The following is a 22,478-nucleotide window of genomic DNA, read 5'->3' as shown; positions in this document are numbered from 1 at the left end:
GACTTGTATTTTGATATAAAATATCTCAAAATAGAGATATCGTCATATGATAAATACTCTCCAAGCCAGAAATAATGAAAACGAGATAGATGAAAGGGGACTTCCCAGTGGAAATAGGTTTGAGTACATTTGTTGAAACCACGCCGGACGTGAAGACGGGTGAGGTGATCAGCCATGCGCAGCGCATCCGTGAAGTGGTGGAGGAAATCATCCTGGCCGATCAGGTAGGTCTGGACGTTTTCGGGGTGGGCGAGCATCATCGAAAAGATTATGCGGCTTCTTCTCCAGCGGTGATTTTGGCGGCAGCGGCAACGCAGACCAAACGGATTCGGCTGACGAGCGCAGTCACCGTGCTGTCGTCTGCTGACCCGGTACGCGTCTTTCAGGATTTTGCGACGCTCGACGCGCTCTCCAATGGGCGAGCAGAGATCATGGCAGGGAGAGGGTCGTTTATCGAGTCCTTCCCGTTGTTCGGTTATGACTTGCAGGATTACGATGAGCTGTTCGATGAAAAGCTGGAGCTGCTCCTCAAGATTCGCGCGTCAGAGAAAGTGACCTGGAGAGGCGGTCATCGGCCAGCGATCAACAATCTAGGTGTCTATCCGCGTCCGGTGCAGGATCCTTTGCCGGTGTGGATCGGCAGCGGCGGCAACGCGCAGTCGGCTATTCGCGCAGGGCTCTTGGGTCTGCCGCTTGTGCTCGCGATTATTGGCGGGCGTCCGGTTCAATTCGCGCCAATCGTGGATCTTTATAAGAGGGCGGCTGCTCAAGCGGGCCACGATCCATCCAAGCTGACCATTGCCTCGCACTCTCACGGTTTCATCGCGGAGGACACCCAGACGGCAGCTGATAAATTCTTCCCATCTACCCAGCAAGCGATGAATGTGCTGGGACGTGAACGCGGCTGGGGGCATTACGATCGTTCGACCTTCGATGCGGCGAGCAGCTTTGAAGGTGCGCTGTATGTAGGGGATCCCGAGACGGTAGCGCAGAAAATCATTCACCTGCGCAAAAACGTCGGCGTCACGCGTTTTATGCTGCACGTACCAGTGGGCACGATGCCTCATGAGGATGTCATGAATGCAATCCGATTGCTGGGTACAGAAGTGGCGCCGCGAGTGCGGGAGGAAGTAGCGAAGTGGGAAAAAGAGACTGAATAAACGATGGCCCGTCGGAAGGCTCCTGTGAAACGGAGACTTCTTGCGGGTTTTTTGTATTTTCAAGGGTAGAATTTCTGGGGCGAAAGTCGGCATGGAAAAAGATCCATGCCTTTTTTACTGAGCAAAAACCAGATTGCACCGCTGATAGGTCGATAGTTTCTATTCCGTGCGGGAGGGCAGGACAACGCAGATAACAAGCGAATTAGGATCAAGCACAGTGGTGACTAAAACTATGTAATATAATGTTTTGCCATATACCACTTGGCATTACCGAGGCTTAGGCTACGTCCAATGAAAAAAACCCAAGGGGAGGAATTACGTATGCAATTTCACTTTTTTGTGGGGAACGACAATGGCAATAGCGAGCATGATATTTTCGTTGACGGAAAACTGATCCAGCAGCCAAATGTGAATTGTGCGGTCGATGAGCTTCCTTGGAGCGAAGAACAAGCTCCGGAAGGCATCGTGAAAAATCTCCAGGATCAACTGATTGTCACCATCGATTCACCTTCTGCACGACCTGGGATGTATTACATCGGAAAGTTTGCATTAGATAGCGGAGAGTTATTGGATGCCATGCAAGTGGGACTAGATTACAAATACGATGTCGATTTGCCGATCGTCAATACGCTGGGGCAGATCGCGTCGGTCGCGGTGCAAAAAGCGTTTGAAGAAGACAAGGGCATTCCTGAAATGATCGAAGTGCAGGTGGACATGGCAACAGCGCTCCCGATCACACAGCATACGGACGAAGCATCCGCGAAGTTTGAGCGGAAATTCACGGTGGGTCCCCATTATGTGACCGTTCACCTGGGAAAGCTGCGGGTGACGGTGAAGGTCGTATTTGATTATGCAAAAGTAGTACCGGAGGCAACCCCGGTGACCTTTGCCCTTCAAAAAGATGAAGAAGGGAATTGGCGAGAAGGGGATATCTTTGACGAGTTTGCAAATAGCTATGAGCTGCAGGGCAATTTCAACGGCAGCTATTTTAAGGATAAACGGATCCTGCACACGGATATCGGAGATGGATCCACGGAGTACCCGATTACGGAAGGCAACAAGCTCTTGCGTCAATTTGTCCATGGAAGCAATCACGGCGCGGGCTATGCCATTGAGGAAGCGTTGAATGAATTCAATGGCTTGATTCATCTGCCAGACAGCCCTAGACAATTTTTTAGCGACGTCATCAAAAATCCAACCCACAAGTACCATGCAAAGGCGATTAAAACGCTGCGCAGGCCGCTCGAAGGACAAGCGAAACAGATCATTACCAACATCCGCAAGCAGCTCACCAAAGCGAGAAACGAAATTGACGTGATTTGTGTGTATGGCGGGGGAAGTATCCTGATGCGTTCCATCCTGCATCCCATGCTGAAGGAGCTGTGCGAAGAGAGGGAAATCAAGCTGCTGTACATCCCGCCGCAGTATGCCGTCACGATGAATGCAAAGGGTCTGGATGCTTTTGTACGGGGCAAAATTTACGAAGCTCTCAAGGAAAGGGCGAAACAAGCGGTGTAGCCTGAAGCTGCCAAAACGAGGCATGGAGGGGGGAGAGCGTCATGAAAAAGCCTAAAAAGCCAGGGGACAACATCAGCATGAAAACCAAGAAGAATGAATCCCCGCTCGTTTTGGATTGGATCAATAGTCAAACCAATTTGATGGATTCGATTCGTTATTTGATTGAAAATGAAGTAGCGGCAAACGGCATCCGGAATTTGCAAAAATACATCCCGGCAGAAAGGGCAGTTTCGATCGGGGGAGCTGCTGCCATGTGGCACGAGATTGGAATGGTGGATACGAGAGCTGGCCAATCCGCCAATTACGTACCAGCAGAATCTCGTGCACATGAAGAAGCTGCGGCGAGCAAGGAGCGAGAGCAGCATCCTGCCGAAGATGACATCGATGATGATGATATCGAATCCTGGACCTGAAGGCTCGAAGCCGTACAAAGAAATTCGGAGTAATGCCTGGTGTTACTGAGCCATGGGCGGCAAGCGTTTGCGCAAAATTCTACGAGAGAGTAATGCTTGGTGCTAGAAAGAATGGCCCAGTACGACATGCCGAGTGGGACCTCAGTGAGGAAGCCAGCAAGAACAATAGAAGAGAACACATAGAGGGGACTCGCCGCTTGAACGAGATTGTACAAGCAGGGAGTCCCTGAATAGTGTGGGGCATGATGATGGGAACAGACCAAACTTAATGATGTTCTCGTAAGCTGTCCACCGGCACGCTTTGTTCGTTTTCCGGTTGATTGAGCGGATAGATTCTAGCCATTTCCGATTCCTCATCGACATGCTGAATATAGACAGGAACTCCGTCGCAAGTAACATTGGCCATGACGGGTGATGCGGCGATCTCTTTTGCCCGTTGTTTGTTCATTCGAATACCCCCTTGTCATTCCTAACAAACGTAATATGTACGTTAAGCAAGTGGCATATTCGACAAATAAAAAATAGGCAGTCTGACGATTAGGGTGTCTATGCGTTACAATGGCAAAGAGAGAAACAAGTATCTAACCTAGAAGGGGAACAAAAACATGTCTACTTTGCCAAATTGCCCGAAATGCAAATCGGAATACACGTACGAGGATGGTGCCAATCTGGTCTGCCCGGAATGCAGCCATGAATGGTCGCCAGAAGCGGGAGCCGACAGCGGGGAAGAGCAGAAGATCGTCAAAGATGCCAATGGAAATATCCTGAAAGATGGGGACACCGTGACCGTCATCAAGGATCTGAAGGTGAAGGGAAGCTCGTCCGTATTAAAAATAGGGACTCGCGTGAAAAATATCCGTTTGGTGGAAGGCGACCATGATATTGATTGCAAGATCGATGGATTTGGCGCCATGAAGCTGAAATCCGAGTTTGTGAAAAAGGTGTAGAAAGTACTTTCAAGAAGCCGCTTCGATCGCAGGAGTGGCCTTTTTCTTATCGAAAGGTTTGTCTTGTTTTCTGAGTTGGAGTCCCTCTATACTGATTGTAATAATTGGAAGGCGAGGGATCACGATGCCAGTTTCCACTGCTAGTCTGCCAAAAGCCTAACATCCACAGACTAGGAGGAATACCCTATGAATACAGCTTTATCCGCGATGAGCCTTACAACAGAACGCCTCATTATCCGCCCTTACGTCGAAAGCGATTTGATGGAATCCTTTGAATTGATGCAAGATCCAGAGCTGTTCACCTACCTGCATTTTGGCGTCATGCCGCTGGAAAGCTACCAAAGGCTTTTCAAATGGTTGATAGACAGCTATCAGACGCCTTTTGATCAGCCGTTCAAGTACTCGTTTGCGATTTTCAGCAAAGAGACAGGTGCTTTCATCGGTTGGTGCGGTGTAGGCGTCCTTGACTTTATGGCGCCAGAAAAAGAGCTCTATTATCTGATCGGTCGAAAGGATTGGGGGAAAGGCTACGCCAGTGAGGCAGCGAAAGCGCTGACGGCATACACGTTCGAAGTCATCGGACTGGATCGATTGTATGCCAAGGCTGATCCGCGGAACAAAGCGTCGTTGAAAATCTTTGAGAAGCTGGGCTTTGCCTTTGAGCGCGAGCTGCAGGGCTTGACCGGGGAGGATGAAGATTGCAACGGCGAGCTGCTTTACGTATTGACGAAGGAACGATTTAACCAGAGATAAAAAAACAAGGAGGAAGCCCCCGCATTCAGCATGGGACTGCCTCCTTTTTCTTTATTCTCGCAGCTCTTTTGCCATCTCCACGAGCTTGTTCATCGTATTCCAGTTGCGCACCGTTGCAGGAACGCCGAGCTTTTGCAGATTGGCGGAAAGCTTGGCATCACGAACACTGTGACGGAACAAAAGGTACACATCACGGCCCACGATGCGGTACTCGTCGTCCCCGTTATTGGCCGCCGCCAGCTTCTCGATTCCGGATGGCGGCGGGGCGTCTGGCAGGAGAGCGACATAGTGGCTTTCTCCTACACATGTGGCTGCTGCCTCTGCGATCAGCTCAGGCGAGAAGGGGCAATCGTCGACGATGTGCTCCATTTCCTCAGCTGTTCTCAAAACGACAGTGAGAGTGATTCCGAAGACCGCGGCGATCTCCTGCTCTATCCGCTTTCGGAGGGAAGACTCGTCGTCTGGTGATGCAAAGAGCACATTTCCACTCTGGATGTACGTCTTCACCTGGCTCAGCCCGATCCTCTCCAGCGCCTCCCGCAGCTCGGCCATCTTGATTTTGTTTTTGCCGCCTACGTTGATTCCTCGCAGCAGTGCGACGTAGATTTTGTTCCTACTCTCACTATCCACGCCCATCACCAGCCGTAATCCAGCGTCTTTCCTGTTTCCACGTAGGTTTTGATGCTGCTCATGATGTAAGGCCAGCTGTCCTTCGTCCGTTCGTAGGAAGGGTGATCGGCTGGCCATTGGTCATTCACCAGCGTTAATCTCGTGCAGCTGCCTACGGTTTCGAGGGTGACAGAGACTCTTGTTTCAAGTTCGGCATGTCTTTCGTTGTAAGCTGGTCCGGGATGCTCGGTATAGCTCATGAATCGATACGGCTCAAAAGCAAGAATCTTGCCATAGACGTGAACCGTTTCTTCGCCAGCCGCTCCGGGACCTACATATTCATAAGGGGCACCAATCTCAAATGTCGATTGCAAAACGGTCCCGAAAAAGATCGCTTTTGTGCCTTCCGGCGATATGAGGGCATTCCACACTTCCTCTGGCTTGGCCCCGATATAAGTGACATACGTGAGTTCCATAGGTAGTCCTCCTTTTCATCCATTCAATCATCATTGTAACCTTTTTCCATCATAGAAGAAAAAAGGAGGTACGTCTTGTAAAAACGCGACAAGTGAAACGCTGTGGTGGTGGAAAACGGGCATTCTTCATAGGCATGTACGGTTACGAATCGTTTCGGAAACCAATAGAATAGAGCAAATCTAGAAGAAGTGACGAAAAGAGGCAGATGCAGCATGGCTACTCCCCACAAGAAAGCCAAAATTCGATTATCGCCACCAGAATTCACCTTTTTTAACGAAATAAAATTCTCTATTGGCGATGACCCGTTGGTTCGTGTAGATCCTTTGCGTGAGTTGGCAAGTGGTGACTTTCTCATCACGATCCGTGTTCAAGGCAGGCAAAAAGCGAGGGCTCTGGCTACGCTGTTGGTACGGTCGAGGCGAATCGGGAATATTCGTATCCTAGTGAGGGTCAGAAATATGGAAGGAAATAGGGTACTGCCTATTACGCGGTCCCTTTCGCCTCGTGAAATCGCAAATCTCTATCGAATTGCGTTTCGTACCAATCGATTGTTCAACTTTGCCGTTGTCAGGTCGTCCATCAGCTTTACGGCCGTCTTCCCCGTGTTCAAGGCCCGAGTGATTCAGTTCTTCAATGATGATCTGTCGGATCTGTTCCGTAATTTCAATAGGGTGGCTGCATTCGTGTTTCGTGATGTACTCCGAAATAGGATCAACCGCACACCCATTCTGTTCTCCACAGCAAGCCAGCAAACAGGGAGCACAAGCTATCGTCATCGCAAGGTAAAAACGTAGTCCCGCAGGGGATTGCGTTTTTTCTTGCCCATTGATTACCCCCTTCCCTCCTTTTTTGTTTAGAATGGAACTATGGAAAGTTAGTTGGTTCGAAAGGATGTCATGCATGAGTAAAACACTTGTACTGGCCGAAAAGCCTTCTGTGGGAAGAGACATCGCGCGTGTCTTGCAGTGCCAGAAAAAAGGAAACGGATATTTCGAAGGAGATACATATATCGTGACGTGGGCCTTGGGGCATCTGGTGACCCTTGCTGATCCTGAAGGTTACGGACAGCAATTCAGCTCGTGGAAAATCGAGGATTTGCCGATCATGCCGTCTCCGTTGAAGCTGGTGGTCATCAGGGAGAGCAACAAGCAGTTTCAGAACGTGAAACAGCAAATGAAGCGAAATGATGTAAAGGATATCGTGATTGCCACAGATGCTGGACGTGAGGGAGAGCTGGTCGCCCGGTGGATTATTGAGATGGCGCACGTAAACAAGCCGATCAAGCGTCTCTGGATTTCCTCCGTCACGGACAAAGCGATACGGGACGGCTTCCGTAATCTAAAGGACGGCAAGGCGTATGAAAATCTGTTTGCCTCCGCTGCTGCCCGTGCAGAGGCAGACTGGCTGGTAGGGATCAATGCCACGCGTGCCCTGACCTGCAAATACAATGCCCAGCTGTCCTGCGGTCGCGTACAGACGCCGACGCTCGCGATCGTTGCGAAGCGGGAGGAGGAGATTCGTCAGTTTACGCCACGGCCTTTCTACGGATTAACCGCAGTGGTCGAGGGGCACATCCAGCTCCAATGGCAGGATCAGCGTACAAAGGAGATCCGGACCTTTTCCCAGGAAAAAGCCGATCAGCTGCTGGCATCGCTGAAAAGAGAGACCGCGGCCGAAGTCATCGAGGTGACCAAGGCGCACAAGAAGAGCTTTGCTCCGCAGCTGTACGATCTGACGGAGCTGCAGCGTGATGCCAACAAGCTGTTTGGCTTTTCCGCAAAAGAAACGCTTTCCATCATGCAGGGGCTTTATGAACATCACAAGGTGGTCACCTACCCGCGGACCGATTCCCGCTACCTTTCTTCTGACATCGTGGAGACGCTGCCGGATCGAGTCAAAGCCGTGCAGATGAAGCCGTACGCTCCATTTGCCGCAAAGCTTCTGCGTGCGCCGATCAAAGGAAACAAAGCCTTCGTCGATGACAGCAAGGTGTCAGATCACCATGCGATTATTCCGACCGAGCAATCCGTGCTTTTGACCGACCTCAGCGACAAGGAGCGAAAGATTTTTGATCTCGTGGTGAAACGCTTCCTCGCCGTGCTGTTCCCGGCTTTTGAATATGAACAAACCACCATTCAGGCGAAAATAGGTCAGGAGCTGTTCATCGCCAGAGGGAAAACCGTCCTCGCGAAAGGCTGGAAAGAGGTTTACGACCACGATGTGGAGGACGAGGAGGCCAAGGATGGCGTAGCAGAACAGCTCTTGCCTTCGATTTCAAAGGGCGATCGCCTGCGCATAGGCAACGTATCCCAAACCAAGGGGGAGACCAAGCCACCGGAGCCTTTTACCGAAGCGGCACTGCTGAGCGCGATGGAAAACCCGGCGAAATATATGGCGGGTGAAAGCAAAGAGCTGATCAAAACCATCGGAGAGACGGGCGGGCTCGGGACAGTGGCGACCCGTGCCGATGTAATCGAGAAACTGTTCAACAGCTTCCTGTTTGAAAAGCGAGGAAAGCACATCTACGTGACAGCAAAAGGAAAGCAGCTGCTGGAGCTCGTACCGGATGAGATGCAGTCGCCGACGCTGACCGCCCAGTGGGAGACGAAGCTCGGGGCGATCGCCAAAGGGAGCCTCAGCAAGCAGGCGTTTATCGGCGAAATGAAAAACTACGCGAAAACGGTCGTCCAACAGATTAAAAACAGCGAGCAGACCTTCCGCCACGACAACCTGACCCGAACCAGATGCCCGGAGTGCAACAAGTTTTTGCTGGAGGTAAACGGCAAACGCGGCAAGATGCTGGTCTGCCAAGATCGGGAGTGCGGCTATCGGAAAGGCATTTCCAAGCAGACGAACGCCAGATGCCCGCAATGTCACAAAAGGCTGGAACTGCGCGGCGAAGGAGAAAAGCAGACCTTTGCATGCGTATGCGGACATCGGGAAAAGCTGTCTACGTTCCAGGAACGCAGAGAGAAGGAAAAGGGCAGCAAGGTCTCCAAAAAAGAGGTCGCCAAGTATTTGAAGGGACAGGATAAGGATGCGTCCGAGGGGATCAACTCAGCTTTGGCGGATGCACTCTCCAAGTTCAAATTCGACGAGTAGGAGTGAATCGCCCCTCCCATGCTCATCTCTACCCATCTCGAACGATACAAACATGCCATCTTGTCGCTCCCAACCGATGCGACACTCACGAAAGCAGACTTGCTCATCGATGATTTTCTCATGGCGCGTGACGGCAGGCTGGAGACGTACTATGCGCCTCACAACGAGTACGCTCTCCCGTCGGCGAAGGTGATTATCCTAGGGATTACGCCAGGCTGGAATCAAATGAGGATCGCGATGCAAGCGGCTAAACGAAGTCTTGAAGCAGGACTTTCAGACGAGGAAGTATGCCGAAATGCCAAGCATGCTGCCAGCTTTGTGGGAAGCATGAGAGCCAATCTGATCGACTTTCTGGATACGCTCGAGCTGCACAGGCATTTGGGGATTTCCTCCTGCCAGGAATTGTTTCAAGAGCATCGCGATTTGCTTCATACGACCTCTTTGCTGCGTTTTCCGGTATTTGTGAACGGACAAAATTACAATGGGAACGATCCGGGACTGCTGACCACCCCATCTCTCGCGGATGCTGCGATGGGCTTCATGCAGGAAGAGCTGCCCATATGGGAGCGGGCGCTTTTGATTCCACTGGGAAAGGGTGTGGAGAGCGTTCTTCAGGTATTGGAGCAAGAAGGCAAGCTGGAAAAACAAAGGTGCCTTTGGGGATTTCCCCATCCCTCAGGGGCGAACAGGCATCGACACAAGCAGTTTGCTGCCAACCTGGCAGGAATGAAAGCGACGATTCAGGACTACTTTGCGCAAAACCGCTAAAAACAGAAGACCCGAATGCCGTTGATGTTTTGCAAAACAGGCTCTCGGGTCTTTTTTATGCTGTCAGGAGATCGTCAGGTAAAACTGCTGGATTTCCTCCAATGTTTTTTGCGAGGGCTGGATGAACTCGCGATCCCAGTCTTCGGGAGGAGAATCGACGGAAATCCCTTTCTCACCCAGCAGCTGATAGAGCTGTTGGTCTGCTTGAGTCGGAATCCACCAGGTGTAGATGGAGTTGGTTTTGCGCGAAAACAGCGTGTCAAAGAAAAACTTCAGGTAGCTGGCGATGGACAAGGTGCCGTAGTTCACTTCGTGCTCGGGTTCAGGAATCGGGTATTGCTTGGGATAGCACAGAGGGCCGTGGTTGATGGAGAGACTGACGAAGCCAACGGGTGGGATGTTGTTTCCATAACCGGGGATGGTGAAGGGCAAATCTGCTGCAAAATGTACGCGGATGATCACGGAGTTGATAAACTGCTGTTCCAGCGCATTTTCTTTTTCCCAAAGCCCTAACTCTCGCGCCTTTTTATCCCAATAAATAATGGACGTATTGTGGGCCAACCAGAAGATCGGGGCCATTTGTTCAAACGTCTTTTCGAATTCTTCGCCATTCTTGTTGAACGGATTGATCAGATCGTACCACTTGAAGTAGCCGTGGGTTTGGCGCCAGTTTTGGCCGATGGTGAGAAAATCGATCATGCGTTGTATGCGCGGCTCGGAGCTGCTTTGCTTGTTGGCGAAAAGCTGTGCTGCCTCCACCAGATCACTCGTGAAGTTGCCATTGACGAAATCCCAATAGTTGATGTGTCCGGCTAGGTAGCGTTCGCTGCTGACGCGGAGGCTGTCCATTTCCCAATCGGCAAAAGAGGTGACATCGTTCCCGAAGTAAAGTTCAAAGGGGATGAGTTCTTCGAGGAAGCTGAAGTGGTAAGGGCTGGCTTGCTTAAACCAGGACTTGATGTAGTCCAGGCGAGCAGCTGGCGGGATCATTCCAGCCCGCTTGTAGTGGGAAGCTTCTTCGATGGTGGCGGTAAACTCTTCGAAGGTCGATGCTGTAGCAGCAAACGGGGCAGGAAACGTTAGGAAGTCGACGCCATTCTCGTCATTATCGTACTGGATGACCACATGCCGGTTTTCAGTCATCGCCTGAGGGGAGATAACGAGCTGATTCCACGTATGTCTGGAAGGGTCGCCGATTGCTCCGATAATCGTGATGTGGTTATCCGACTCTCCCATGAGGTAAAGGGCGCCGGCATCTTGAACCAGGATCTTGTTTGATCCCCGAACGTTGATGGTTGCTCCCGCTTCTGCCGTGATGCTGCAGCCGGCAGGGATGATCAAGTCTTTCGGTCCGAGCAGATAAGGTCCTTTTTCCGCTGTAAGCCTGCAGGAGCCTTCGATCGTGCCCGAGAGAGGAGTGTACTTGTCCACGAACAGCTGGTAGATGTGGTGGGGATCTGGGTCCGGTCCCACCAGGACGCGGATAAAGTAGAGACCTTCCTTCTCAGGGAAGAAGGGCAGGATGATAGGGGCATCAGGGGTAAAGCAAGCGTGCTCCAGCCTGGTGCCGAACCTGTCGTAGACTTCAATGCAGGAGTCAGGGTGCGTCAGATTGTTGATGTGAATCTCGAGCGCGTCGGTGGAAGCAAGGGTGGTTTCATACCAATCTTCATGTGAGTATTCGTTGGGAGAGGCTTTGGTAATGCGCCTTTCTGTCTCCAGTGGGGTCGCAGATCGGATTTTCATTGTAATCGTCATATGAATCTCCTACCAATGTCATAGTTTTAAAGTAGTATGTATATTCAAAATATAGCTGAAATTGGAAGAGTTAGACAAGAGGTGATTTGGTTCGACAGCGAATGAAGTGCAACTGACAATTTTCAACCTTTGATTTTTCTCTTTGGCTGAATTGAGGTATGATGGGAGGGAGATGAAGGAGGATAGACGTTCTTATGAGTAATGATTTGCCATTAACAAAGGAAATGATCTTGGACGCGGCAGAACAGGTGCTCAGGCGTTTTGGACCGGATAAGACCTCGGTGGTCGATATCGCCAAGGTACTGCAGGTCAGCCACGGAACGGTGTATCGGCACTATCCAAGCAAGGCCGCATTGCGAGAGGCCGTAACCGAGAGATGGCTGGTAGGCTGCATCTCGGCTCCGTTAGCGGAGATCGTCCACGACGAAAAAGGGAGTGCGGCAGAGCGACTGTACCTATGGCTGTCGACTCTGAGAAAGTCCAAAAGGGATTATTTCATGAAGGACGCAGAGATGTTTGCCATGTACGCTGCCGAAACTCAGGATTCGGTAGAAATTGTCACGGCACACGTCAATCATCTGATTCAGCAGATCGCCGCTATCGTGGAGCAAGGGATACTGGCCAAAGAATTTAAGCCAGGACAACCAGAGGTCATCGCAAGAGCCATTTTCCTCGCCACCTCCCGATTCCATCATCCCGCACATGCCAAACAGTGGCTGTCGGAGGGAGAAGAGGAAGACTTCCGGGCCGTATGGGAGTTGCTCCTGAGAGGCATCACTTAATACAAGACCGAAACCTTTCTGATTGCAGCGAATCGGAAAGGTATTTTTATGTTGCATGGGGTCAAATGACAAAAATACAAAATTGTCATTTGACATTTGTTTTGGAAAACGACTATAATCAAAACCGAGCAACAGGCAATCAAACAGACGTACATTCACATAAAAAGCTCTCCAAATAAACAGATAGGCGGGATCATCCATGGAAAAAAAGCTGGCGGGTAAAGTAGCAATCGTGACAGGAGCTTCGCGGGGAATCGGTCGACAAATGGCAGTAGAGCTGGCTCAGCATGGCGCGAAGGTGGTCGTGAACTACTCAAGCAGTCCGGGCAAAGCAGAGGAAGTCGTGGCTGAAATCAAGCAGGTTGGCGGAGAAGCCATCGCCATCGGGGCAGATATCAGCAAAGTGGCAGAAGTGGAGAGCTTGTTTCAAAAGACGCTCGATGCCTATGGTCAGGTAGATATTTTGGTCAACAATGCCGGAGTCATGAGCACGAGGCTCATCGCTGAAGTGACTGAGGAGGAATTCGACAGGCAGTTTGCCATTAACGTCAAAGGAACGTTTTTTGCCTGCCAGCAAGCAGCGCTGCATATGAAGGAGAATGGGCGCATCATCAATTTCTCCACATCCGTAGCGGGGAATATGTTACCGGCGTACAGCGTGTATGCTGCGACCAAGGGAGCGGTCGAGCAGATCACCCGTCAGTTGGCCAAGGAGCTCGGCCCAAGAGGAATCACGATCAATGCGGTTGCCCCGGGACCTGTGAACACAGAGCTCTTTACGGCTGAGAAAACGGAAGAGGAAGCCAAGAGGGTCGGAAGCATGAATGCTATGGGAAGAATCGCTGAGCCGAATGACATCTCGCAGGTCGTCCTGTTCCTGGCGGGTCCCGAGTCCCAGTGGGTGACAGGGCAGACTCTTCGCGTCAACGGCGGATTTATTTAAGAAGAAAAAAGAAAGGGAGCTGCCTGTGCAGTTCCCTTTGCTGTTATTTCCTCGATATTAGCTGCCGGGGAGAATATGTTTCTTGATTCCCAGCATGACTTCATGAAATTTTTTCTCTTCTTCAAAATGGGGAAAGTGTGCGGATTCTTCAAACCAGATGAAATGTTTTTCGGGTGCGACCACCTTTTCGTAATAGCTGTAGGCTACTGCGGAGGGAGTCATGTAATCATACCGCCCCATAATGAGATAGACGGGGACGCTCCAAACGGGAACGGTTTCAAACAAGTTCGTATGTTGGGTTTGCGGTAGAATCGCGTTTCTGGAATAGGAGTCCCCAAAGGCAAGACGAACCCCATCGAGCCGAGTATACTCAGGCGCGAACAAGACACCCATTATCAGATCTTGATAGGTATGGGTCTTTCTCTCCGATCCTCCGAAAGCAGTGACCCATTTTCGTTCCAAGGTGGCATCCTTACGGGGATTTTTATAGGGAGGAGGGCCGATGGAGTCCAGCTCTTTGATTGCTGGCTCATTGTGTTGCTTTTGGGCTTCTTCCCGAGCAAATTGATACGATACTTGTTCCCCCAGCGGAGAATTTGCTACCTGTCCGACGCCGATATAAGCATAGAAAAGGTCGGGATATTTTTGAACCGTCCATGTTGCCAGGAGGCTACCCCATGAATGTCCGACGATAAAGATTTTTGGTTGGTTGAATTTCTCCTGCAAATATTTGGTGAGTTCAGCCGTATCCTCGACGAGTTTCTCGACCTTCAAATCCTCATCGGTCATGTTCCAGTGATACGACTTCCCGGAACCTCGTTGATCCCAGTTCACGACGACGAAATCTTTTTCGAGTTCTTGCTGGTATTTCCGGGCATAGGCGATTTGCGGATAGCCGGGTCCGCCATGCAGGAAGAGTACGACTGGGTTGTTTCGATCCATACCCCGAATCAAAATCGACTGCTTGATTCCGCCGAGTGTGATTTCCTCCAAGGAAGCCACACTGTTCGGCAGAGCATTTCCTTTTTCGTCTCTGATTTCAGGAGTCCACGAAGGAAAAAGGAACAGGAGCAAAAGGAAAGCCAGGATACTGAGCAAAATCAACGAGCGCTTGTTTTTGAGAGAGGCCATCGCTACTGGGTATGAAACACTTTGGACTGCAGCACGTCCAAAGCCTGCTCAATCATTTTCAGATCCTCTTCGCTAGCCCCTAGGATTCGCTTGCGGAAACGCTCCTCAATTCGCGAAAAGGCTTCGTCCATCATGGCTTGGCCTTCTTGGGTCAGGCGTATCGATTGCTTGCGCTGATCTTCGGCGACGGCTGATTTTTCGAGAAGGCCTTTTTCCGTCAGCTTTCGGATTTCACGGCTCGTATTGGGCATGGACATATGCTGGCAGTCGCTAATATCGCTGAGGGTGACGGGCTGCTGGACAGCTACATATTCCAGAATGCTGTATTGGACAGGGGTAATGTCATCGGGTTTCAGATCCTTGGTCATCTCGTGCTTCACTTGATGGACGGCTGTGGTGAAGGCCACGAATTTTTGAAAAAGGGCTGTTTGGTCCATAGGGATCACCTCTTATCGTTACGATAGCAAACTGGTTATCATTTAACAATTATCATTTGACAACTTTATTCCGACCGTGCTACCTTTTTGTTATCAAATGATAACTAATGGGGTGCCGAGATGAAACTGCTTGTGATCTATACACATCCGAATCATCAGAGTCTTAGCTTTTCGTTTCTGCAGAAGGTCTTACAAGGGAGCGAGGAAAACCCGCTGATCCAGGAAGTGCAGGTGCTTGATCTCTACGAAGAGAGGTTTGATCCTGTCCTCGTTTTCAATGAACAGAAGCGCAGAAGGGATATGCACAGCGATCCCCGGCTGGAGAAATATCGGAACCAGATTACGTGGGCAGATAAAATCGTTCTTGTGTACCCGATCTGGTGGGGGCGTCCGCCAGCCATGCTTCTCGGATACATGGATCAGATGTTTGCATCGGAGTTTGCGTACAGAGATAAAAAAGGGCTGTTTCCAGAGGGACTTCTCACGGGGAGGTCGGTCGTGTGCATATCCACCATGAAGGGGCCGACGCATTATCCGCTGTTTTGGCTGAATAACGCCCACAAAGTATTGATGAAACGAGCATTGTTTCAATTCGTGGGGATGAAGAAAGTGAAGTTCTTTGAGTTTGGCAATATGGAGAGCCCCAAGGGACGGCATCAGGCGAAGTTGGAGAGGGTCTATCGATATTTTAAGGAAATCGCTCACTAAAGGAGAGCAACGGTGATGGGAAAAAGGAAAAGCCTCCCCGAGCGAATGGCAGGGAAGCTCTTTTCCGTGATTCAGAACCGCGCAGGCTCTGGCTGAAACAACGAAGCGGTGTCTGTAGTCTGGTACAACTGAAAGGCGCTGTTCTCCAGAAATGCAACCATCTTGTCATACAGGAAGTTGCCAAAGCTCAGTCGCTTTACGCCCCACTCTCTGAGCAGCTTGCCGTCTGTTAGCCCTGGCAGCGACAGGACATTGAGCGGTGCTGTTACTTGGGCGCTGATCGCTCGGATGTCTGTTTCCTCCTTTACTCCAGGAACAAAGATCCCGCTCGCGCCGCTCTCTACGTACACCTTTGCCCGCTCGATGGTTTCCGCCAGCGGATCCTCCTTTTGGAAATACGTATCGATCCGTGCGTTGATATAGAAATCGGAAAATCCGTTGTGATCGAGCGCTGTTCTGATTTGATAAAGCAGGTCGCCATGCAGGATCATATCCCGCAGGCCTGTGCTCCTCTTGAGCGAATCTTCGAGGTTGATTCCTGCGACCCCGACGTCCGCTGTGCGCAAGACGTTTTCAATGATCGTCGGCGCATCTGCAGCGTATCCTGATTCCAGGTCAGCGGAGACAGGGATGCTCACTTGCTCTACGATCCTTTTGATGACGGCCAGATGCAGGTCGAAATCAATCTTTTCTCCATCCGTATAGCCCAAAGAATGGGCGATCCCCCAGCTGGTGGTGCCGATGGCTTTGAAACCGCCTTTTTCCAGGGCGCGTGCGGAGGGGACGTCCCAGGCATTGCCCAAGAATAACAGATCATCTGCTTGATGCAGAGCTAGAAATTGCGAAATGGCTGTCATGGACAAAACTCCTTTTTGAATGGATTTAGCTTTTGGTCAGCTCCATGCCATGGCACATTTGGTCAGTACCAGAATGTCCGAGGCGCCTTTCCCACAGCTGCTGCCCGCGGTGGAAAAAAGGATAAGCGATAAAGGTCAAAAGCATAAGGATCGCGAAGATGAGCGGCCCCTGCCCGAAGCCCAGTACGTTCAGCAAAATCCCCCCGAACCAAGCGCATGCACTCTGGCCGATAAAGGCGAATCCGCTTGCGCCGTAGTAAGCTCCTCTCAAATGGCTGGGGGCGATTTCCCCGATCAGCACGTCTCCGATGACGAAGCTCAAGATCTCACCTGCTGTAAAGACGACCATCGACAAGGCGAGCAGCGCCAGATTATCAAAGAGTCCGAATCCGAACAGTCCCAGCCCGAACAGCAAGCAGCCAGCCTTTAGCGCGGTCAGGGAGGAAAAACGCTTCATCAGCTTTGCCAACGGATATTGCAGGACGAGAACGGAAAGCGTGTTGATGATGAACAGAAACGAGTAGGCCTCCACCCGATCATGACCGATGAACTGCGACAGGGTCGTGTCCAGATGCGAGTAGGCGCCAGCCAGGAAGACGTTGCCAATGAGGAAATAGAGAAATACTTTATCCGAGAAAACAATGCGGATCATTTGATTCATCGGGGTTCCGGACGATTTTTCCTGCAGCGTATGCTTGAAGGAGAGCATGAAAATGACCAGGACGATGGCATAGATGGCAAAGATTGCGGCACTGATGTAAAAGGGCAGCAGCGAGGATGTGCTGCCAGCCCCCAGCTTCAGGCCCACCAACGGACCGATCGCGCCACCGATATTGATGGCAAAGTAACGGGCATGAAAGGCATCCGTGCGGCGCTCGGGAGCCGTCACATCAGCCAGGAGGGCACGTGCGGTTGGTTCGAAGATGCTCCGGCACAGCCCGTTCAAGGAACTCATCAGGAAGAATTGCCAGACCTCATCGGCGAAGGCAAAGCCCAGCAAAGTTGCGCTCCAGGCAGTCATGGCGGCAATCATCACCGGATAGCGTCCCAAGCGATCGGATAGCGCTCCGCCCACAAAGCTGCAGAGGGTCCCGACCAAAAAGCTCGCCGCTAGGATGGCGCCAACGGTAGCGGGATCGATGCCCTTTCCCTTCCCCAAGTAAATCCCTAAAAACGGGATGGTCATAAAAAAACCTGTACGTGACAGGAAGGTTCCGATAATGACACCCCAAGCGACTGGATGGAAATCAGTCATCGCGCGGAGCTTTTGTGCAAAGCTGTTCATTTTGGTTCTCCCCTTCTGGAATCGTCTCTTTACCCCCAGTATATCTATCTAGGAACAGAGAAAAAGGGTATGATTTGGTTGAGTCTGTTCACCTTTTCTAGGAGGAAATGAGGTACTGTATGCTGACCGTTCTTCATTTTTTGGAGCTCCGTTCGTTTTTTCGTGACCAGGAGGATCATGTTGCATTTCCTGTGACAGTGGAAAAGCTCACAGGCATTTGGCATTGCACGCCGCGATACACGAAGATGATCATTCGCAAGCTGAGCGAGCTGGGCTGGATTGAATGGCAAGCCGGTCGCGGACGTGGACATACTTCTCTCCTGACCATCCAAGCCGATGCGGAAGAAATTCTGGTACAGGAAGGAAAGCTCAAGATGGAGAGAGGAGAGGTCAATGAAGCGATGGAGCTGATGAACCGGTTTGGCAGCAGCTCTGCCAAGAATCGCTTGATGGATTGGCTCTCCGATGGAATGGGCTTCTCGACCCAGATGGTTTCCGACAGACTGGAGGACACGTTGCGTTTTCCTGTCTACCGCAACATCGTGACATTGGATCCAGCGCTATCTTATTACACCTTCGATGCCCATATCGGCGGACAGCTGTTCAATACATTGGTCGAGTATGATCCCGATCGGCGCACGATTCAGCCAAGCATCGCGCATTTCTGGGAGACCAGTGAAGATGGCCGATCATGGACGTTTCATTTGAAAAAGAGCATCTTGTTCCATCACGGCAGGGAGCTTACTGCCCACGATGTCGTTTTTTCCATCGACCGCGTCCGTTTGCGTCCGGAGCGGTTTGAATCCAGCTGGATGTTTCGGGACATCGAGCAGGTCGTGGCTCTCGATCATAAAACCGTGCACTTTCAGCTGAAGCAGGCGAATTCCTTGTTTTTGCGTTTTCTATCGACTGTTCCTGCGAGTATTCTTCCGGAGGATGTCGTGCTGCGAAAAGGGGAAGCCGATTTTTCCCGGAATCCCGTCGGCACGGGTCCGTTTCAAGTGACGCGGATGCAGGATGGGATTTGCGTGCTGGAGGCTTTCCCAGGGCACTTTCGCGGGCGGCCGCAGCTCGATCGCGTAGAGATCCTCATCCTTCCTGATATGGAGCCAGGCCGATTGAAGGAACCGGACTGGACATCTGTTTTCACTTCGTATGGAGATCCATCCCATGGCGAATGGGGGGAGCGTCTCAGCCAAAGCTGTGAGTGGATCGACACCGAAATGCTGTTTGCCTGCTGCACACTGCTTGTCTTTAACCAGTGGAAGGTCGGGCCGCAGAATCACCCTGCGTTTAGACGGGCGCTGCACCACATGATCGATCGGAAGCAAATGATTGATGATTTGGGAGGAGATCTCGTCGTTCCCGCTCTCGGATTTCGTCCGCATCATGCGTATACGGGCAGGGCCGAGAAAGAGGAAGAGGCGCTTAGTCGTGCGCAGATTCTGGCATTGCTGGAGGAGAGCGGCTATCGCGGGGAAGTGTTCCGGGTGGCCTCGAATCCGTATCACGTAGAAGATGCCCTTTGGATTCGCGACCGTTTGGAGTCATTCGGCATCGAGGTCGTGATGGACGTCAGATGTGTGGAAGAACTGATGGACTACGAGGATTGGGCTCGTTACGATTGCCGGTTGTTTGGAAATGTTTTTACCGGAGACGAGATTTGCGAGCTGGAGATGTATTTGCAAAAGAATTACTTCCTCGCCGCCTTTGATCCTCAGACGACGCAGCAGGTCCGCCAGCTGACGGAAGAGATTTTCCGCGAAGAAGAGGGACTGCGCCGCCAGGAGATGCTGGATGAACTGGAAGAGTTGATGAAGCAAACCCATTCGATCCTGTACCTCGTCTATAAAAAAAGCAATACGTCCTTTCATCAGTCGGTGCGCGGGGTCTCGATCAACACCTCAGGTTGGCTCGATTTCGATAAAATCTGGTTCCACCCCCAGACAGCCCGCTCGTAAAAAGACAACGCCAAAGTGGCCGCTATCCAAGCAGGCCGCTTTTTTTGTGCTGCTCATGAAGCGGCGATAAACCAAGTTTTTCTAACGCATACTACTACAAGGTTCTCGTCCTCATGCAAGTATGGTAATCTTTTTGGAAGAATCAGGATTACTCAATCTACTACTAGGTGGTACCTCTATGCGTGCAATTTGGCAGATTTATAAAACGGATTGGCTCAACCTTTTTAAAGTGCCGACGGGCGTTTTTCTCATTGTGGCGATTGCCTTGCTCCCCTGCCTGTACGATTGGGTCAATATCAAATCGGTATGGGACCCGTATGCAAATACACAAGGTGTCAAAGTGGCCGTCACCAGTCAGGATACCGGAGCGACAGTGGCGGGGCAGCACATCAATATTGGGGAGGAGCTGTTGAACAACCTGCACCATAACCAAAAGCTGGGGTGGACCTTTGTCGATGAGGATGAGGCCCGAAGAGGCGTGGACGAGGGAGCATACTATGCCAGTATTCTCATCCCGCCCGACTTTTCCTCGAAAATCACGGGGATTGTCGAGGGGAGGCTGGATCGTCCCACCGTCATCTATACCGTGAATGAAAAGGTAAATGCGGTGGCGCCTAAGATCACTTCCTCAGGAGTGTCTGCGATCGCCAAGGAAATCAACGAAAATTTCACGGGAGCCGTGAGTGAAGCCTTGCTCAAAAAGCTGAAGGAAATCGGCATCGAGATCGAAGCTCAGCTGCCGACGATCCGCAAGATCGAAAACGGCATTTTTGAGCTCGAGCGAAACCTTCCCCAGATCCAGGCGGCGGGGCAAAAAGTTTTGGAGCTGGAAAAGAAGCTGCCGGAGATTCATGAAAAGGCGCAGATTATCCCTGCGCTGGAACAAAAGATACCGGAAATCAATCAGGCAGCGCAGTATCTGCTCAAGGTCCAGCAAAATTGGCCGGCAATCAGCGATGCGATCAATCGGATCCTGGCCATCCAGGATAAGCTCCCGCAAATTCGCCAGGCAGCAGACCGTGTTCAGGAGCTGGATCAACACTTCAACCAGGTAGAGGATACCATCAATCTGGCGCTGGACAAGACCAACAAGGCGATCGAGGTCGTGACGGCAGCGCAGGAAGCTCTGCCGCGAGTGGCAGAGATAGCAGACAAAGGAGCTGCTCTAGCCGATCGGCTGAACGAATTTTTGACCGAAAGTAACGGTGCGCTGGATACGATCGCACCGTTGGTGAAGCAAAACCTGGCGCTGGCACAGCAAGCCGCTGACACAGTTGCTCTGCTGGCAGACCGGCTGCTGGAAACCAATCCGGATCGCTGGCCGACTGCGGATGAGGTCAAGGCGGTGCAAGGGAGACTGGCCACTGTGGTCCGTGTGCTGGAGCATACCGCTTCGTTGCTCGACCGGATCAACGAGTACATCCCGGGAAAACCGCTGCAAGGCCAGGTAGACAGACTGCACGCACTCGAAGACAGGATGAACCGGCAAATCGAGCTGCTGGGAATAGTGGCAAGGGCACTGGAGGAAGGAAAAGCTCCGCTGAAAGAAACGATCGAGGGCTTGCGTCAGCACGCGGTAGAGACCAGCACCGCACTGGGCTCACTCTTGGATCGGTACGACACGGAAATCGTTCCGCGTATTGCGGCTGGCATCGATGCACTGACATCGCTGTCTGGCTCGGCAGCAGACCGCTTGCAGGCGGCCAAAGGCAAGCTGCCGGATATCGCAGCCATATTGGAGGATGCCAAGGCCGGTCTGGAATTTGGTCAAGCCGAGCTGATCCGCATCCAGGAGCAATTGCCGCAGATTCGAGCCAAGCTGCATGAGCTTGCGCAAGGTCTCGGGGCCAAGGTAGACGCGTTTGACAAAGCGATCACTGCCACAGCTCCGCTCCTGAAAAGCAGCCTCCCGGAGATCGGGAAGAAGCTCGATGCGGCGGCAGCGTTCATAACCAACGACTTGCCTGCGGCAGAAAAAGAGCTCGTCAGGCTGTCTGATTTCGTCCAGCATCAGCTTCCGCAGCTCGAGTCAGGTGTACATAAAGTAGCTGGCTTGGTACGAAACGACCTGCCGCAATTGGAGCACGCCGTTCGTGAGGCGGCAGACAAACTGAGGGAATTTGAATCGAACAATCAATTTGCGGCCCTCGCCAAGCTGCTGCGGGGAGATATTCAAAAAGAGAGCGAGTTTTTGGCAAGCCCTGTCCAGATCGAGGAGAACCGCAAGTATCCGATTCCCAATTACGGCTCGGCTATGTCCCCGTTTTACGGGGTGCTGTCGCTATGGGTGGGGGCGACGCTGCTGATTTCCTTGCTGAAGGCAGAAGCGGAAAATCCGGAGGGGAGATTCAAGCCGTATCAGCTGTACCTGGGGAGACTGGCTACATTCTTGACTATCGGGATGTTCCAGGCACTGTTCATCACGCTTGGTGACATCTACCTCCTCGGTGCCTACGTGGCCGACAAATTGCCGTTTGTCCTTTTCGCGATGCTGGTCAGTGCCGTATTTGTCACCATCACGTACACGCTGCTGTCAGTTTTCGGCAACGTGGGCAAGGGACTCGCAATCATCTTCATGGTATTTCAGTTTTCCAGCTCGGGAGGCACATTCCCAATCAGCATGACGCCGGCTTTCTTCCAGGCGTTGAATCCATTCATGCCGTTTACCTATGCGATTAGCCTGCTGCGCGAAGGCGTGGGCGGAATTCTCTGGACGACAGTGATTCGCGATGTTCTCTGCTTGCTCGGATTTATCGGGCTCAGTCTATTCATAGCCCTCGTCCTGAAGCGTCCGCTCAGCGGTCTCATCAAGAAATCCACGGAGAATGCGAAGAAGACGAAAATTATCGCGTAAGACAAGGGGAAAAAG

General features: G+C 51.6%; 21 protein-coding genes. 13 read left to right on the top strand and 8 right to left on the bottom strand.

Features of this window, described 5'->3' with window-relative positions; all coding sequences use genetic code 11:
• Window positions 1-107: 107 nt before the first annotated feature.
• The 3 genes from JNE38_RS30265 to JNE38_RS30255 all read left to right on the top strand — a co-directional run bounded on the left by JNE38_RS30265 (window position 108) and on the right by JNE38_RS30255 (window position 3,091).
• Window positions 108-1,160 carry an LLM class flavin-dependent oxidoreductase gene (locus JNE38_RS30265; RefSeq protein ID WP_203354707.1) on the top strand — a complete coding sequence of 351 codons (1,053 nt, stop codon included), beginning with the start codon at window positions 108-110 and terminating at the stop codon, window positions 1,158-1,160.
• Between the two features lie 321 nt (window positions 1,161-1,481).
• Window positions 1,482-2,678 (top strand): ParM/StbA family protein, encoded by a 1,197-nt coding sequence (locus JNE38_RS30260; RefSeq protein ID WP_203354706.1) that lies wholly within the window; start codon window positions 1,482-1,484, stop codon window positions 2,676-2,678.
• A 41-nt stretch (window positions 2,679-2,719) separates the two neighbouring features.
• Window positions 2,720-3,091, top strand: coding sequence for a hypothetical protein (locus JNE38_RS30255; protein WP_203354705.1), 372 nt, complete (start codon window positions 2,720-2,722; stop codon window positions 3,089-3,091).
• A 265-nt stretch (window positions 3,092-3,356) separates the two neighbouring features.
• Here JNE38_RS30255 and JNE38_RS30250 read toward each other — a convergent pair whose 3' ends face one another.
• Complete coding sequence (locus JNE38_RS30250; protein WP_203354704.1) at window positions 3,357-3,539, bottom strand: small acid-soluble spore protein H; 183 nt, start codon at window positions 3,537-3,539, stop codon at window positions 3,357-3,359.
• A gap of 157 nt (window positions 3,540-3,696) precedes the next feature.
• Here JNE38_RS30250 and JNE38_RS30245 point away from each other — a divergent pair, with 157 nt between their 5' ends.
• Together JNE38_RS30245 and JNE38_RS30240 are read left to right on the top strand one after the other, a co-directional pair.
• A complete protein-coding gene (locus JNE38_RS30245; RefSeq protein ID WP_203354703.1) occupies window positions 3,697-4,038 on the top strand; it encodes a zinc ribbon domain-containing protein YjdM in 342 nt (113 codons plus the stop codon).
• A 186-nt stretch (window positions 4,039-4,224) separates the two neighbouring features.
• Entirely contained in the window at window positions 4,225-4,791 is a 567-nt protein-coding gene (locus JNE38_RS30240) for a GNAT family N-acetyltransferase (protein ID WP_203354702.1), read from the top strand.
• Window positions 4,792-4,842: 51 nt separating this feature from the next.
• Here the strand turns inward: JNE38_RS30240 and JNE38_RS30235 are convergent, their stop codons facing one another.
• Both JNE38_RS30235 and JNE38_RS30230 read right to left on the bottom strand, forming a co-directional pair.
• Window positions 4,843-5,421, bottom strand: coding sequence for a DUF1697 domain-containing protein (locus JNE38_RS30235; RefSeq protein WP_238933521.1), 579 nt, complete (start codon window positions 5,419-5,421; stop codon window positions 4,843-4,845).
• Between the two features lie 5 nt (window positions 5,422-5,426).
• Complete coding sequence (locus JNE38_RS30230; RefSeq protein ID WP_203354701.1) at window positions 5,427-5,876, bottom strand: SRPBCC family protein; 450 nt, start codon at window positions 5,874-5,876, stop codon at window positions 5,427-5,429.
• A gap of 459 nt (window positions 5,877-6,335) precedes the next feature.
• Between JNE38_RS30230 and JNE38_RS30885 the strand changes: the two genes are divergently transcribed.
• The 3 genes from JNE38_RS30885 to JNE38_RS30215 all read left to right on the top strand — a co-directional run bounded on the left by JNE38_RS30885 (window position 6,336) and on the right by JNE38_RS30215 (window position 9,747).
• Window positions 6,336-6,671: a hypothetical protein gene (locus tag JNE38_RS30885; protein WP_238933520.1), complete on the top strand. Its 336-nt coding sequence runs from the start codon at window positions 6,336-6,338 to the stop codon at window positions 6,669-6,671.
• Window positions 6,672-6,777: 106 nt separating this feature from the next.
• Window positions 6,778-8,979, top strand: coding sequence for a DNA topoisomerase III (locus tag JNE38_RS30220; protein ID WP_203354699.1), 2,202 nt, complete (start codon window positions 6,778-6,780; stop codon window positions 8,977-8,979).
• Window positions 8,980-8,997: 18 nt separating this feature from the next.
• Window positions 8,998-9,747 carry a hypothetical protein gene (locus JNE38_RS30215; RefSeq protein ID WP_203354698.1) on the top strand — a complete coding sequence of 250 codons (750 nt, stop codon included), beginning with the start codon at window positions 8,998-9,000 and terminating at the stop codon, window positions 9,745-9,747.
• Window positions 9,748-9,810: 63 nt separating this feature from the next.
• Here JNE38_RS30215 and JNE38_RS30210 read toward each other — a convergent pair whose 3' ends face one another.
• Window positions 9,811-11,505: a hypothetical protein gene (locus JNE38_RS30210; protein WP_238933519.1), complete on the bottom strand. Its 1,695-nt coding sequence runs from the start codon at window positions 11,503-11,505 to the stop codon at window positions 9,811-9,813.
• A gap of 194 nt (window positions 11,506-11,699) precedes the next feature.
• Between JNE38_RS30210 and JNE38_RS30205 the strand changes: the two genes are divergently transcribed.
• Together JNE38_RS30205 and JNE38_RS30200 are read left to right on the top strand one after the other, a co-directional pair.
• On the top strand, window positions 11,700-12,287 hold the full coding sequence (locus tag JNE38_RS30205) for a TetR/AcrR family transcriptional regulator (RefSeq protein ID WP_203354697.1): 588 nt from the start codon (window positions 11,700-11,702) through the stop codon (window positions 12,285-12,287).
• A gap of 199 nt (window positions 12,288-12,486) precedes the next feature.
• Window positions 12,487-13,230, top strand: coding sequence for an SDR family oxidoreductase (locus JNE38_RS30200; RefSeq protein WP_203354696.1), 744 nt, complete (start codon window positions 12,487-12,489; stop codon window positions 13,228-13,230).
• Between the two features lie 57 nt (window positions 13,231-13,287).
• On the opposite strand, the gene JNE38_RS30195 is transcribed toward JNE38_RS30200, so the two are convergent.
• Window positions 13,288-14,361 (bottom strand): alpha/beta fold hydrolase, encoded by a 1,074-nt coding sequence (locus tag JNE38_RS30195; RefSeq protein ID WP_203354695.1) that lies wholly within the window; start codon window positions 14,359-14,361, stop codon window positions 13,288-13,290.
• Window positions 14,362-14,363: 2 nt separating this feature from the next.
• Window positions 14,364-14,798 carry a MarR family winged helix-turn-helix transcriptional regulator gene (locus tag JNE38_RS30190; protein WP_203354694.1) on the bottom strand — a complete coding sequence of 145 codons (435 nt, stop codon included), beginning with the start codon at window positions 14,796-14,798 and terminating at the stop codon, window positions 14,364-14,366.
• A 120-nt stretch (window positions 14,799-14,918) separates the two neighbouring features.
• On the opposite strand from JNE38_RS30190, the gene JNE38_RS30185 reads away from it, so the two are divergent.
• Entirely contained in the window at window positions 14,919-15,506 is a 588-nt protein-coding gene (locus JNE38_RS30185) for an NAD(P)H-dependent oxidoreductase (RefSeq protein WP_203354693.1), read from the top strand.
• Between the two features lie 71 nt (window positions 15,507-15,577).
• Here the strand turns inward: JNE38_RS30185 and JNE38_RS30180 are convergent, their stop codons facing one another.
• Together JNE38_RS30180 and JNE38_RS30175 are read right to left on the bottom strand one after the other, a co-directional pair.
• Window positions 15,578-16,363 carry an isocitrate lyase/PEP mutase family protein gene (locus JNE38_RS30180; RefSeq protein ID WP_203354692.1) on the bottom strand — a complete coding sequence of 262 codons (786 nt, stop codon included), beginning with the start codon at window positions 16,361-16,363 and terminating at the stop codon, window positions 15,578-15,580.
• Window positions 16,364-16,388: 25 nt separating this feature from the next.
• Window positions 16,389-17,648: an MDR family MFS transporter gene (locus JNE38_RS30175; RefSeq protein ID WP_203354691.1), complete on the bottom strand. Its 1,260-nt coding sequence runs from the start codon at window positions 17,646-17,648 to the stop codon at window positions 16,389-16,391.
• 119 nt (window positions 17,649-17,767) lie between these two features.
• On the opposite strand from JNE38_RS30175, the gene JNE38_RS30170 reads away from it, so the two are divergent.
• Window positions 17,768-19,609 carry an SgrR family transcriptional regulator gene (locus JNE38_RS30170; RefSeq protein WP_203354690.1) on the top strand — a complete coding sequence of 614 codons (1,842 nt, stop codon included), beginning with the start codon at window positions 17,768-17,770 and terminating at the stop codon, window positions 19,607-19,609.
• Window positions 19,610-19,787: 178 nt separating this feature from the next.
• On the top strand, window positions 19,788-22,463 hold the full coding sequence (locus JNE38_RS30165; RefSeq protein ID WP_203354689.1) for a YhgE/Pip domain-containing protein: 2,676 nt from the start codon (window positions 19,788-19,790) through the stop codon (window positions 22,461-22,463).
• Window positions 22,464-22,478 lie beyond the last annotated feature (15 nt).

The organism is Brevibacillus choshinensis (genome assembly GCF_016811915.1).
Taxonomy (GTDB): Bacteria; Bacillota; Bacilli; order Brevibacillales; family Brevibacillaceae; genus Brevibacillus; species Brevibacillus choshinensis_A.
Note: the sequence above shows the minus strand (reverse complement) of the source record. Positions and strands in the feature narration are given on the sequence as shown.